This window comes from Natrinema sp. DC36 (assembly GCF_020405225.1).
Classification (GTDB): domain Archaea; phylum Halobacteriota; class Halobacteria; order Halobacteriales; family Natrialbaceae; genus Natrinema.
The window spans coordinates 309,249-320,393 of the sequence record NZ_CP084473.1 but is presented as its reverse complement, the minus strand read 5'-3'; the positions used below and the strand labels follow the sequence as shown (position 1 = coordinate 320,393).

Here is an 11,145-nt window from a genome sequence, read left to right as displayed (position 1 = left end):
ATTCAGTCTTTGCAGCCAGTATTACCAGTCAGTAACACTCATAATACTACGTAGGAATGTGTCGGTATGGGATGCTTCATTTGTGAGCGAGAGAATCCCGCAGTGCTCGAGGAACACCATATCGTGCCGAAGCGTCACGGCGGGAGCGATGCCGACGAAAACCTCGTGACACTGTGTGCGAGTTGCCATAGTGCTGTGGAGAAGCTGTACAACAAACGGTTCTACGTCGAGCTTGGCGTCGAGAAGGGCAAGAGCAACCGATTCGACCGGGCGATGGAACAGATTGCGCTAGAAGGTCTCCGATGTATGAGTAGGACAAAGAAACGGTATGAGTACGAGTTTGGCGACTTTCCACGGCATTTCAAATATCCAGACCTCAGTGAGGGTGAGAAAGCAGGATACTATCTGGGTTATTTAGACGCCTGCGGTGATGTGGCAAAGAGTGTTACTGAACAGTATGACTGCCGAGGTTTATCTGCACCGTCTTTGTCTCAGATAGATCGTGAACTCCCTGATTTCCCTGACGATCTGGAAGGCCGGACAAGACGGTAATTCGGCAAAGATGTGTGTACGACTTCGAGAAGTCCGTCTAACGGCTACGACTCATCTCGAGAATATGAGATGGTCTTCTGTGCTCTCTACAAGAGTGATATCGATCCGTTCCGTATTCTCTCGGGTGTTGGGACGCTCACATTGCAGACGATATCGGGATTGATTCCAGAGGACTGTAACGGGGTCGTCTACAGTTGATCCTCTCCGATCGGGAGTCACGGTATCTGGCAGGACTTTGTATTGCTTGGAATCACATGCGGCAGGACAAGAGAGCGTGGTATTCCGTATTCGACACGACACTCGAAGGCTGAGAATCGGCCGCCACCGTGACGGTCGGCCTCGCAGGGGGCAACAGAGCAACCTCCGAGCGAGCGGCAGACGCGACGGCTAGCGTTGGCTTTCGGGCGGCGCTGTATAGCGATTGTGGTGGCAACGGATCTTAGAGTAGGTCCTCATCAGAGGGCTCTCGAGGCTCAACAGACTGGTAGATGTCAGACCGTAAGTCCGCTGCCTTGTCCTCGGTGAGTAGATCAGCGTCCTCGAGTGTATCGATCAGTTCGGCCATCGCATTACAGAACCGCTCCGGGTCCTCGATACCAGTGGTGTCGGGATCATCCATACGTGACAGACCGGGCAGACGCTATTTAACGGCCAGCGCGCATGCGCGTGGTGGGCGGGCCGGTGTATCCATGGGTGTAGTGACTCGCGTCGATTCCAAGTTGCTTGGAATCGGAGTGAGGTTGATATAGGTCCAAGAGAACATACCTCATGTCGCGTATTCCCACACGCGACGCAAACCGATAGGCATCTACCACCACCAGTTGTCCCACTTCTCAACCCTGTCCGTCGGCGGGCTACCCCTCCCGCCGTCGGACCTTCCACTGGTTGAGCTTTCCTACTGACCGTCCACCAATTTGTGTTGGCGTTGGACTCAATATGATTGTGATTGTCTGTGTATCTGTCGCGTCATCCCCCACCACGCGACCTGTCCGCCGAACCCCCAGTCATCTATCGGCGGGCGGTTTTCAAACCCCGATCTTCCGGGCCACGAAGTACTTATCAAAGGTCGTGATACTCTCGCCTGTCGCGTTCCAGGCGCGACGATTCGATCATCCCTCCCGGTGGTAGTCGTTGCCAGACGCTCTCGCCGGGCTGGGGGCTCTTGGGGTTCTACTGTCGTGTATAGAAAGCGAGTTAGTTCGTGAGTGCGCCTCGAGCCCGTCTCCGACAAGCCGCGACGACGTCCGCGAGTAACAGGGCGACCATGACTGCCGTCGCAAACGCCAGTAGGCCTATAACCGCAACGGTGACGAGTTGGATGATCGCGCCAACGAGCACGGTCAGAAGGTGACCGATGCCGTAGATCACACGGAAAACCAAGAGGTAGGACTCGGCGTTCGGCGTCGTCTCGGTTACCAGTTCGACCAGCGACGGTGGGACCTCCCACACTGTCGAGTAGACCAGTACGTAGTCGAATAGACCCGCGTACTTCGCGAGCGCGTAGGCCACGATCGTTGCCGACGCGAGCGCGACAGTGAGCGTGATCGGGCGGCCCACGAGTCCGTGCCGTGTATCGTCGTTACTCGGCATCCGTGTCCTCCTCGAATGCCTCGCTCAGTCTGATTCCGGTGTCCACGTCTTCGGCGTGCCAGATCCAACCGCCGGTCACAAGAAGGCCGACGTACACGGCGAGCATGACACCGGTCGCGTGATACAACAGTACCAGCGAGTCGGACTGGAGAAACGCCGCCTCGGTCCTGGCGAGCGGAGACATGAACACTACGTAGGCGAGCGACCCCGCGAGAAATCCGAGTAACAGCCCGATCGGGAGTCCGCCCGCGACGTGTTTGGCGAGCTGCCAGCCCGAAAGGTCCGGACTCGAGTCGTTACTCATCGGCCTTACTCCAGTTCATAATTCGCTGTTTGCGTTCCGAGTCGGCCTCGCCGTAAATCAGCCACACCCCGAGAGCGCCGAGGAATACCGCCAGTCCAACGACGAGAGCTAACAGGACCAACAGTTCGTACACCAATTGTCCGCGAGGGACATAGCGTTCAAATCTTACAGGGGCCACCAACGGCTGCCGTGCGATATGGAGCCCAGCGAACAGTCGCACCCATCCGATCGCCGCGTGGAACACACAGAACGCGTCGAACCGTCTGTCGGTCTCGAGGTCGCTATCCATCGGTCGGCCACCCCAAGTGCGTAGCCGGCGACCACGATCGCGGCGACAAGCATGAGTCCGACGGCGACCCTGAACCCTGCCCGTGCCCCTTCGAGAACGAACACGACACCCGAGGCGGCAAACCAGAGCACCGTACCCGCGAGTTCCCATAGGTCGATCGGGCGGTTGCTCATCGATGCTCTGCCCCCATCCCCGGCAGGCGCTCGAGTAACCAGTTTGCGGTCACGACGTGCAACGTCGCCGCCTCGAAGGCCACGCTGTTGACCATGAGCCCGCGGTCTGCGAGCTGGGACTGCGCTTGAATCATCGCGCTCTGTCGGAGGTGTTCGGGAATCTCGCTCAGATCGATTTCGTGCGTGTTATCGCCCGGATAGTAGCCCTCCGAGACGACATATTCCATGTCGTAGTCCTCGCGAGCGCTGTTCGACGGGTGGGCGTTCGCGTGCTCGACGGCGTCGGCGATCGCGTTGACGTACCCGCGAGTGAGCCACTGTCGATCTCGCACTCGGACGGGAATCCGTCGGCCACAACGTCCGCGACAAGCCCGAGCACGCACTCATAGTCATCACGGGAGAGTCGCAGTTCCCCGAACGAATGTTTCGTCGCGACCTGGATACGCGCGGGGAAGTCCTCGTCCGAGTTGTTCAACACCGGCCCGTCCGCGTTGTAGCCGGCGTCGATCCGGTAGAAACAGTTCGCGCGTCCCTCTGTGACTATCGGACGGTAAGTACAGAGCGTGTGTATATCATTGATCGCTCATGCGCTCCATCCCATTGGAACTGAGCTCTGTTGTAACTGACGAGTAGGATACATAGGACACCGCGAAAACGGGTAGTAGCCAATGTAAAGCGCGCCCTCAGCGAGAACGTGGTCGGCCGGAGTAACAACTATCCCCACTGAAGGACCACTACGAGTCAGATGAGCAATAACGAGTCTGACTCACGCGTCGAAACGGTCGTTGAGTGGGTAATCGCAATTATCGGCATCGTCTTACTTGCGCGATTAGCGTATCTGCTGTTCAACGTTGTTTTCAACTTTTCAGAGACCTCGATTGGTCAGCGGCTGGCAGAAGGAACCCCAATCGAATTTTTGCTGGGTCTGAGTCCCCGCGCGATTCTCATACAGGTCGCTATCTTCGTGGTTATCGCAACAGTTCTTATTATAATAAACAGGAAGAAAGAAGTGTAGTACTCGGACACCTACTGACCAATTGTTTCACCCCAAATCAGATGGTGAGAATCCGCCTCGATGTGGTGAGTGATTTCGCTCAGTACAGGAGACCCACATACTGACGTAGAGCGTCAACCCATCTATATCGTGTTAGAAATCGCGTGCGAGGTACAGGACTCTCACTGACTGGCCAGGTCGTTCCGTCCACGGAGGATCGTGTTCCTGAGCCGAGGCAGATAGTGAGTGAGATCAGTCGTCGTGAGGATGCCGACGAGGTCTCCATCGTCGGTGACCGGGAGTCGCCGGATTGAGTGCTCTTTCATTAGAGCGGCAGCGGTGTGGATCTCTTCTGAGTTGGCAATCGTAACGAGTGGCGTACTCAGAAACGCAGTTACACGAATGGATTCGACATCAGCCCCTGCTGCCACCTGTTGCATGATATCGGACTCAGTTACGATACCGCTGTACTCGCCTGTCTCGGGGTCGACCACGATTGCTGATCCGATATCCTGATCCGCGAACAGTGTCGCCACATCACAGGCCGTCGTCTCTGGCGGAATCGTTTGAACTGACTGTGTCATCACATCACCGACGATTTGGTCAATCATACTACTCGTACCTGCTGGAGAGGGATAACCTTGCTGAGTAAGCATATCTACTGAACAACTGGTTCATTAGCTTCAGGATGAAACAAACAAAGCCGTCACGCTGAACTCATCCTCTGTACTCAGTATGATTTGACGAGCATCATCTGCACCTGATAGAAACTCCACCGAACTGTTCGCAGGTGTAGTTACCGCTCAGTGCAGGGAAGACACAATTCGGTCAGTGCAAAACGAAACCAGTCGCCACAGAGAAGCGGTTCCAAATCAGAGTATATTGAAATACTGCAATGATGCGATAACCGCAATTGCTAAAGCCAGTATCAAAAGCTGTATCTTTGGATCAACGTCTTTGCGAATTCGAAAGGCCCAATCCATGATTCCAACAGTCAAATAACTTCACTCCATCTACATGAATCTTGGGCAGGCGTCATGCCACAAGGTAAGCACATGTAGTGAGCATGCGTTTCGCGCTAAAATACATATGAAGAATAGGACTTCAACAGAGCCGAATTCAGGCAATGCGTCCGTGCCGTCATCCTAACTGCTTGACGAACTGCCGGCCGAACCACTCCCGTCCGCTTTCTCGGCCGCCTTCTCGCTGGCCTGTTCGGTTTTTTCGGCCGCGCTCTCGCCCGTCTGCTGGACCTGCTCGCCGGCTTTCTGCGATCCCTCCTCGACGCGATCGGCCATCGTCTCACCGCCCTCTTGGATCGTATCGGCGGCCTGTTCGGTCATCTGCTTGGTTCGGTCAGCGGTCTCGCTCGCCACGCTCTGGAGCTTCTGTGTCGCTTTCTGCGACTTTCGGAACCAGTAACCGGCCACGAACGCGCCGCCGATGAGCACCAGTAGCGGCAATACCTTTCGACCGCTTGACTTCTTTGCCGGCTTGATCTCGATAGTCTTGTCGTTCGACTCCGTGATCGCATCGACCACCGACTCTGGAATCTGTTCATCCATGTCGGTCTCCGAAGACCCGGCCAATTCTCTTAGCATTGAGCGTTTCATCGTATCCGATTCCGTCTAGAGTCCCACTGTCAAAAACAGTTCTACCGGCGTTTGCGGGCCGGAACACGCCTCTAGAACGGAGACATTCCGTTCCCGCCCACTGACACCCGACGGAATCCTGCCGAATATCGGCGCTATTGAGAGGCGATCCACAGCCGATCGCACGACGGCGGTGCGTGATCACAGTAGGCGTCGTGTTTCCTCCGAGCGACACTGAATAACGGGTGCTGTTTCACGCGTTAACGGTTCCACGGCGCGTTGGCGGGCTCGAGATGCGCGGCGCCCTCGATGGCGTCCAGTGTCGCCACGTCCTCGTCGTCGAGGCCCACACCGAGACTGAATGAGTTCTCCCGAAAGTGCGCCGTGCTCATGGCCCTCGGAACGGCGCTTACCCCTTCTCGCGGAGTCACGCGAGGCTGATATGTTCGGGGCTCGCCCCGTGCTTCACCTGTACTGAGCGGCAATTACGTGTGCAAACTGACCGCCAAAGGTTCTGCCAGTTTCGATAGATGTTTCGATACTTGTGCGAGATACAGGGCGCGTATCTTACAGTGCCTTCCATCTGATTCTACCGCAGATCTGGTTCCACCGCTGGAACCCAGGACGCTTCAATTGTTGATCCGATTGATGAACGACTACTAATCAGACCGGTAGAGAACGAACCACACTAGATAACGGCGAGAAGTCGAACAGACCAAACGATCAAGTCCATACTCCCACTCAGTCCACCGCTGGATCACCGAGATCTTTTTCATGGACCCATACTGTCGAAATTCGGGTCCCCTCGACGCTCGTTACCTCAACGACGTGACCGTCGACCTCGACGCGGTCGCCAGGTTCTGGCGCGCGGTTGAGTTGCCCGAGCACCAGTCCACCGATCGTTTCGACCTCCTCGCTTTCGAAGTCCCCAGCCAGAGCATCGTTTACGTTCGACAATTGGACTCCTCCGTCAATGTCGTACCCCTCATCGTCACGCTGGCGTATCGAGGGTTCGCGCTCATCGAGATCAAACCCGTCTCGAAGGTCTCCGACGAGGGCCTCAACGATATCTTCAACCGTTGCAATCCCCTCAACCGCTCCCCACTCGTCGATGACTGCGGCCATCTGCTGGCGATCCTCCCTGAACTGTATCAGGAGATCGCTAATTGCCATCGTCTCCGGGACGATGAGAATCTCACGGGCGATATCACCGACTATCTCGGCATCCCCATTGTCCACCTCTGCTCGCAGCACGTCCTTGACATCTACGAATCCGACCACTTGGTCACCGTCGTTGGCATCAAGAACCGGATAGCGCGTGTGTCCGGCCTCTAAGACGATCGAATGAAGTTCGGATAGTGTGGCATCCGCCGGAACGCTCACCACGTCCGGTCGTGGGACCATGACCTCCCGCACTACGGTGTCGTCAAGATCGAAGACGCGCTCGATCATCGTCACTTCTGCCACGTCAATGTCCCCGCCCTCGCCGGATCGTGTTAGTACCCGAAGGAGCTCCCGCTCACCGAGTGTCTCATCCGTTTCGGAAGCGGGTGGCACACCGAGCGACCGCGTGAACGCGTTGGCCGCCCCGTTGAAGACGACAATTCCCGGATAGAGTATGTAATAGAAGGCCTTCATGGGTGGGGCGAGGAACAGCGAGAGTCGCTCGGTCTTGGCAATTGCGATCGTCTTCGGCGCGAGTTCACCGAAGACGACGTGAAGAAACGTGATGATACTAAAGCCAATTGCGAACGCGACGAGATGGATGAGATTCGCCGGGAGAACCGATTCCAGTACGGGTTCGATGAGCGCCGCCACTGCGGGTTCGCCGACCCATCCCAACCCGAGAGATGCGATGGTGATACCGAGTTGCGTCGTGGCGAGGTAGTTATCGAGATTCGTCATCACTTCTTGGAGCGTCCCCGAGCCGGGCCGCCCCTCCTCAACAAGCTGGTCAACCGATGTCCCCCGAATCCGAACGAAGGCGAACTCTGCAGCGACAAAAAAGCCGTTGAGCACCACGAGAAACAGCGCTAAGACGAGTTGTGCCGCCGAGAGCGCAACGTTTACCATCGGTGCTCCCAGAAAGTGCTGCCGTTCGATTGGAGTGTGTCCATATCTATGCATCTCGTCCCGTTCACTAAAATCCTATAAGTGATTCGCGGGTGACCGATTGCTGTCGGTAGTGGACTGGTCCCGTGGATTTAGAGGTCATAGACTGTCCTCCTCGTTCCGCCGACTGCCTGCGAACATGGGACCTCGACATTCAGTAGGCAAATCAGCATCGGGTCCTGCTGAAGAGAAGTTCTCGGCCTTGTTTAAATGCGTGATTTCACCGGGTGTGAGTCCTCGATAACGCGTTCGATGTTGCGGACGGCGGATTTCATGACAAGTTCACGGAATTGTCCGAACCAGGTTCGCGCCCAGAGCGTGTCGCCGTATCTGCTCCGGAGCCCGAAAAACACTGATTCAGCGTTCGAGCGTTGGTGATACGCTCGGTCCTTGATGAGCAGATTTTTCGCCCATCCCCGCATTCCAGGGTCGCGCTGCGGAATCAACGGTGTGATATGTTCCGCACGCAACCGCGTGCGAAGCTCCTCCCAGTCGTAGCCCTTATCGGCCGCGACAGTACTCAATACGTCGAGGTTCCGGGTTAACACCTGCCAGCCAACCTGTGTGTCGTGTGGTTGTTTCATCGAACAGTGTATATCTAGGACCGCGCTGGTTTCACAATCGATGAGCAGCGTCGTCTTCACCGCCTCGAATGTGTAGTCGATGCGTTTGGCGTAGTGCTGGCTGGCCTGGACGCGATCCACGCCGGTTGCGTCGATCGCTTGCACATCACCGAGTTCGTACAGCTCGAGGCGTTCGATCTCATCCGTGTTGACGAGACTGGATATCGTCTGGCATTATCGTTCCAGACTACTTCCGAACGCCGCGATTCGGTTGTTCCAACTGTCCTCGAGGAGAACCAGACACTCCTCGACGCCGCCGACACCCTTCTCGAGATAATCCTCCCGCCAGAGCGATATAGTGATCCCGACGACCCACTAGACAGCGTACTGTTCTGACCGCCGGACCCCCAGCGATTACTCGATCATCCGTCGGTCGGGCCGTGGCTGTGATTAGCAGCTGCGCTCACAGCAACAGGATCTACCGGGAACAACCAGGCCGTACGGATGGGCCCACCGCTTGAGCAGCAAGCACTTTCTCATACAACTCCGTAGGATTTAGTGAAGCGAGATCGCGTTGGCAGTCTAGCTGTTGTTCTTCCGGCTGGGGACGCCGTAATCGATGTGGACTTCCGGTGTGCTCGGTGATTCAGATGCCGGAGTTCCGTTCCAATCGAGAACATGCACGTTCGCCAGTTCTCCAGAAAACCGGAACCGTTGGACCCCAGTTTCGATCGTCCCCTCGACAGCATGTTCCGAGACCACTGTGGGTTCCTCGAGTGAGTTAGCCTCAATTGATTCGATATTACCATCGACGCTAATTTCGTAGTTGGATGGCACTCCACGACCGATCACTGTAACGATATTTGTCATCGTTCTCTCACTTGGCATACAGTGGTAGACTCAATTTTGCCAATATAAGCCTTCTCGTTAGCGAAACGGTCGGAATTTCCAACGCTCTCAAACGAACGAATATGGATGCATTACAACTCGACGTACTGATCTTCCCACTCTCGTCTATCCTGGATCGCTTGCTCCCCTGCGTCGCCCATCGCATAATAGTTCGTCCGTCGGTCGAGCTCGCCCTTCTCGACCAACTCTTTGTTGACAAGCGTGTCGAGGTTGGGGTACAGCCGGCCGTGATTGATCTCGCTCTCATAGTATTTCTCTATCTCCTCCTTGACATCTTGGCCGGACGGGCGGTCGGCACCTGCGATCACGTACAGGAGGTCTCGCTGGAAGCCGGTGAGGTCATCCATATTACGAGAGTATTCAACGATGCTGCATTTGACTTCTTTCCACGGAGAATTGTATGTCTTCGCACTGTGAAAGTAGAATATCGCGATCTGTTTGATAGGTTTTCCACTCAATCAAATACCGAAAACTGCAGCAGAGGTCGGTTCGAGAGTGTCATCGAACGATCCGCATAGCGTTCTTTTCACCGAATCTGGAGCGAACTATCCGTTCACTACATGTGCCAACATTTTGCTCTGCGCTCCCTCGCTAGCGCTCGGTCGCTCGGCAAAATGTTGATTAAAAGCACTCCTCCCTCCCCTACGGGTCGGTCGTCGGCCCGCTCGCTCACTCGGTTCGCTCGCGGTGAGTGTACACTTCTCCGCCTGTACTAAGCGAGTGGATCGGGCGTGCTGGGCGTGATTCTGAGATGGAAGAAGCCTACGCCTACCCGATTTACAGTCGCGAAGACGCTGCTGATGTCTTCCAGTTCGATACCCCGGTTGAGGAAAAGTCACTCGAGTCGATCGGCTCTCATTTCGGCCATCCGAAAGGCTTGGACTCGGACGCTGACTATACGACGAATCTCAAGAGTGCAAAGATGAACCTCGAATGGCTTCTGAATCGTCCATTACCTGTGAGTCCAAACGACGACTCTTACGGTGAAGGTAGTGGCAAACTGCGAGAAACCATCTTTCGATATGGTCCCGAGAAGGAACGAGAAGACAGGCGAATGGGAAGGACACGACGTGGTGGAATGGACTGGTGAAGAGGAATTGTATGAGTATTGGGAGTGGGACGACTGCTATTGTTCTCCTGACCAATAGTCTTATTGTATTGGTCGGTGTACCAATGGACGAGGATGGCCTCACTGACCGACGACGACCTCGATGGCGTGAGCGAGGGGAGGAAGTACTCCAACGGGACCGTCGTCCGTGTGTTTTGCATGCGGACAGACCGCGACGCGTACCCGTCTAGGTGGGCCTACAAGCTCCACTACGGCGCGACGGAGCCGGATCCACCCCGCACGCTTGACGATGGGACGATTCGTCGGTACGACAATTCGCACGAGGACACGAAAGGGCACGAACTGCACGTCGCACCGGACCCCGACCCAGATATAATCACGTTCCCCGGGATGGTCGAACTCTGGGAACGATTCTGGAGCGAGATCCCGAAATCCGAGTTCGAGGTCAAGTGAGGCCATCACACCACGGTGATTCCCATGAACGATACTACGCCGCCGCTGCATCCGATGGAGCGCGAACAGCTTCGGGCCGAATCAACCCTCGTCGTGACCGTAAAGTCGTCCAGTGAGTTCCACAATGATGTTACCGACGGTATCGAGGCGCTCGAGCGGGGCAATTCGGTGGATTCCACGCCGATGCTCTCGTTTACCAGCTACGACGACCTCATGGAGACACTGACGCCGCGCGTCCTCGATCTCATCGAGGCCATCCGCCGGGAAGAGCCAGCCAGCATCAACGAGACTGCACGGGTCGTTGACCGGGACGTGAAGAATGTCCACGAGGAACTCAGTCGGCTCGCCCAGCTGGGCATCATCTTCTTCGAGGAAGACGGCCAGAGTAAGCGCCCGGTCGTCTGGTTCGACGAACTCGTCATCAACCTCCCCTTCGATCCAGAGACTGGCGACACGGCGGCTGCCGCACCGTAGTTCGCCGTGCCAGCGGTGGCGCGCGATGAATGCGCGCTTTAGCGCGCAGAACGTGCGAGGGACGAGCGATG

Annotated in this window: 17 protein-coding genes and 1 pseudogene; 6 read left to right on the top strand and 12 right to left on the bottom strand. The window is 56.2% G+C overall.

Annotated features, from left to right (window positions below; translation table 11 throughout):
- The first annotated feature begins 66 nt into the window (after nucleotides 1-66).
- Nucleotides 67-552, top strand: a complete 486-nt coding sequence (locus LDH74_RS22600) for an HNH endonuclease (RefSeq protein ID WP_226042717.1) — start codon at nucleotides 67-69, stop codon at nucleotides 550-552.
- A 439-nt stretch (nucleotides 553-991) separates the two neighbouring features.
- Here the strand turns inward: LDH74_RS22600 and LDH74_RS22595 are convergent, their stop codons facing one another.
- The 5 genes from LDH74_RS22595 to LDH74_RS22575 all read right to left on the bottom strand — a co-directional run bounded on the left by LDH74_RS22595 (nucleotide 992) and on the right by LDH74_RS22575 (nucleotide 3,240).
- On the bottom strand, nucleotides 992-1,171 hold the full coding sequence (locus LDH74_RS22595; protein WP_226042716.1) for a hypothetical protein: 180 nt from the start codon (nucleotides 1,169-1,171) through the stop codon (nucleotides 992-994).
- Between the two features lie 575 nt (nucleotides 1,172-1,746).
- The gene (locus LDH74_RS22590; protein WP_226042715.1) at nucleotides 1,747-2,142 is read right to left on the bottom strand and encodes a hypothetical protein; all 396 of its coding nucleotides are present in this window, start codon (nucleotides 2,140-2,142) and stop codon (nucleotides 1,747-1,749) included.
- A complete protein-coding gene (locus LDH74_RS22585; RefSeq protein ID WP_226042714.1) occupies nucleotides 2,132-2,446 on the bottom strand; it encodes a hypothetical protein in 315 nt (104 codons plus the stop codon). The genes LDH74_RS22590 and LDH74_RS22585 overlap by 11 nt, the downstream gene beginning before the upstream one ends.
- A complete protein-coding gene (locus tag LDH74_RS22580) occupies nucleotides 2,439-2,735 on the bottom strand; it encodes a hypothetical protein (RefSeq protein ID WP_226042713.1) in 297 nt (98 codons plus the stop codon). The genes LDH74_RS22585 and LDH74_RS22580 overlap by 8 nt, the downstream gene beginning before the upstream one ends.
- Before the next feature lie 169 nt (nucleotides 2,736-2,904).
- A complete protein-coding gene (locus LDH74_RS22575; protein ID WP_226042712.1) occupies nucleotides 2,905-3,240 on the bottom strand; it encodes a hypothetical protein in 336 nt (111 codons plus the stop codon).
- 413 nt (nucleotides 3,241-3,653) lie between these two features.
- Here LDH74_RS22575 and LDH74_RS22570 point away from each other — a divergent pair, with 413 nt between their 5' ends.
- Complete coding sequence (locus tag LDH74_RS22570; RefSeq protein WP_226042711.1) at nucleotides 3,654-3,923, top strand: hypothetical protein; 270 nt, start codon at nucleotides 3,654-3,656, stop codon at nucleotides 3,921-3,923.
- Nucleotides 3,924-4,084: 161 nt separating this feature from the next.
- Here the strand turns inward: LDH74_RS22570 and LDH74_RS22565 are convergent, their stop codons facing one another.
- The 5 genes and pseudogenes from LDH74_RS22565 to LDH74_RS22550 form a co-directional block, all read right to left on the bottom strand.
- On the bottom strand, nucleotides 4,085-4,513 hold the full coding sequence (locus LDH74_RS22565; protein WP_226042710.1) for a CBS domain-containing protein: 429 nt from the start codon (nucleotides 4,511-4,513) through the stop codon (nucleotides 4,085-4,087).
- 534 nt (nucleotides 4,514-5,047) lie between these two features.
- On the bottom strand, nucleotides 5,048-5,467 hold the full coding sequence (locus LDH74_RS22560; protein ID WP_226042709.1) for a hypothetical protein: 420 nt from the start codon (nucleotides 5,465-5,467) through the stop codon (nucleotides 5,048-5,050).
- Between the two features lie 287 nt (nucleotides 5,468-5,754).
- Nucleotides 5,755-5,886, bottom strand: a complete 132-nt coding sequence (locus LDH74_RS26560; RefSeq protein WP_255681006.1) for a hypothetical protein — start codon at nucleotides 5,884-5,886, stop codon at nucleotides 5,755-5,757.
- A gap of 349 nt (nucleotides 5,887-6,235) precedes the next feature.
- A complete protein-coding gene (locus tag LDH74_RS22555; protein WP_226042708.1) occupies nucleotides 6,236-7,567 on the bottom strand; it encodes a hemolysin family protein in 1,332 nt (443 codons plus the stop codon).
- Nucleotides 7,568-7,812: 245 nt separating this feature from the next.
- A pseudogene (locus LDH74_RS22550) lies at nucleotides 7,813-8,355 on the bottom strand (IS5 family transposase); the annotation flags it as partial.
- On the opposite strand from LDH74_RS22550, the gene LDH74_RS22545 reads away from it, so the two are divergent.
- Nucleotides 8,329-8,565 (top strand): hypothetical protein, encoded by a 237-nt coding sequence (locus LDH74_RS22545; RefSeq protein WP_226042707.1) that lies wholly within the window; start codon nucleotides 8,329-8,331, stop codon nucleotides 8,563-8,565. The pseudogene LDH74_RS22550 and the gene LDH74_RS22545 sit on opposite strands and share 27 nt — an antisense overlap.
- A 186-nt stretch (nucleotides 8,566-8,751) precedes the next feature.
- On the opposite strand, the gene LDH74_RS22540 is transcribed toward LDH74_RS22545, so the two are convergent.
- Both LDH74_RS22540 and LDH74_RS22535 read right to left on the bottom strand, forming a co-directional pair.
- Entirely contained in the window at nucleotides 8,752-9,057 is a 306-nt protein-coding gene (locus LDH74_RS22540; protein ID WP_226042706.1) for a hypothetical protein, read from the bottom strand.
- 92 nt (nucleotides 9,058-9,149) lie between these two features.
- Nucleotides 9,150-9,425, bottom strand: a complete 276-nt coding sequence (locus tag LDH74_RS22535) for a PadR family transcriptional regulator (RefSeq protein ID WP_226042705.1) — start codon at nucleotides 9,423-9,425, stop codon at nucleotides 9,150-9,152.
- A gap of 404 nt (nucleotides 9,426-9,829) precedes the next feature.
- Between LDH74_RS22535 and LDH74_RS22530 the strand changes: the two genes are divergently transcribed.
- The 3 genes from LDH74_RS22530 to LDH74_RS22520 all read left to right on the top strand — a co-directional run bounded on the left by LDH74_RS22530 (nucleotide 9,830) and on the right by LDH74_RS22520 (nucleotide 11,074).
- Nucleotides 9,830-10,168 (top strand): hypothetical protein, encoded by a 339-nt coding sequence (locus tag LDH74_RS22530; RefSeq protein ID WP_226042704.1) that lies wholly within the window; start codon nucleotides 9,830-9,832, stop codon nucleotides 10,166-10,168.
- Between the two features lie 93 nt (nucleotides 10,169-10,261).
- Complete coding sequence (locus LDH74_RS22525; RefSeq protein WP_226042703.1) at nucleotides 10,262-10,600, top strand: DUF6516 family protein; 339 nt, start codon at nucleotides 10,262-10,264, stop codon at nucleotides 10,598-10,600.
- A gap of 24 nt (nucleotides 10,601-10,624) precedes the next feature.
- A complete protein-coding gene (locus LDH74_RS22520) occupies nucleotides 10,625-11,074 on the top strand; it encodes a hypothetical protein (RefSeq protein WP_226042702.1) in 450 nt (149 codons plus the stop codon).
- Nucleotides 11,075-11,145 lie beyond the last annotated feature (71 nt).

Coding starts and splice junctions, on each gene's coding strand:
- LDH74_RS22600 (WP_226042717.1), top strand. CDS start 67: ATGGGATGCTTCATTTGTGAGCGAGAGAATCCCGCAGTGCTCGAGGAA.
- LDH74_RS22595 (WP_226042716.1), bottom strand. CDS start 1,171: ATGGATGATCCCGACACCACTGGTATCGAGGACCCGGAGCGGTTCTGT.
- LDH74_RS22590 (WP_226042715.1), bottom strand. CDS start 2,142: ATGCCGAGTAACGACGATACACGGCACGGACTCGTGGGCCGCCCGATC.
- LDH74_RS22585 (WP_226042714.1), bottom strand. CDS start 2,446: ATGAGTAACGACTCGAGTCCGGACCTTTCGGGCTGGCAGCTCGCCAAA.
- LDH74_RS22580 (WP_226042713.1), bottom strand. CDS start 2,735: ATGGATAGCGACCTCGAGACCGACAGACGGTTCGACGCGTTCTGTGTG.
- LDH74_RS22570 (WP_226042711.1), top strand. CDS start 3,654: ATGAGCAATAACGAGTCTGACTCACGCGTCGAAACGGTCGTTGAGTGG.
- LDH74_RS22565 (WP_226042710.1), bottom strand. CDS start 4,513: ATGATTGACCAAATCGTCGGTGATGTGATGACACAGTCAGTTCAAACG.
- LDH74_RS22560 (WP_226042709.1), bottom strand. CDS start 5,467: ATGGATGAACAGATTCCAGAGTCGGTGGTCGATGCGATCACGGAGTCG.
- LDH74_RS26560 (WP_255681006.1), bottom strand. CDS start 5,886: ATGAGCACGGCGCACTTTCGGGAGAACTCATTCAGTCTCGGTGTGGGC.
- LDH74_RS22555 (WP_226042708.1), bottom strand. CDS start 7,567: ATGGTAAACGTTGCGCTCTCGGCGGCACAACTCGTCTTAGCGCTGTTT.
- LDH74_RS22540 (WP_226042706.1), bottom strand. CDS start 9,057: ATGCCAAGTGAGAGAACGATGACAAATATCGTTACAGTGATCGGTCGT.
- LDH74_RS22535 (WP_226042705.1), bottom strand. CDS start 9,425: ATGGATGACCTCACCGGCTTCCAGCGAGACCTCCTGTACGTGATCGCA.
- LDH74_RS22530 (WP_226042704.1), top strand. CDS start 9,830: ATGGAAGAAGCCTACGCCTACCCGATTTACAGTCGCGAAGACGCTGCT.
- LDH74_RS22525 (WP_226042703.1), top strand. CDS start 10,262: ATGGCCTCACTGACCGACGACGACCTCGATGGCGTGAGCGAGGGGAGG.
- LDH74_RS22520 (WP_226042702.1), top strand. CDS start 10,625: ATGAACGATACTACGCCGCCGCTGCATCCGATGGAGCGCGAACAGCTT.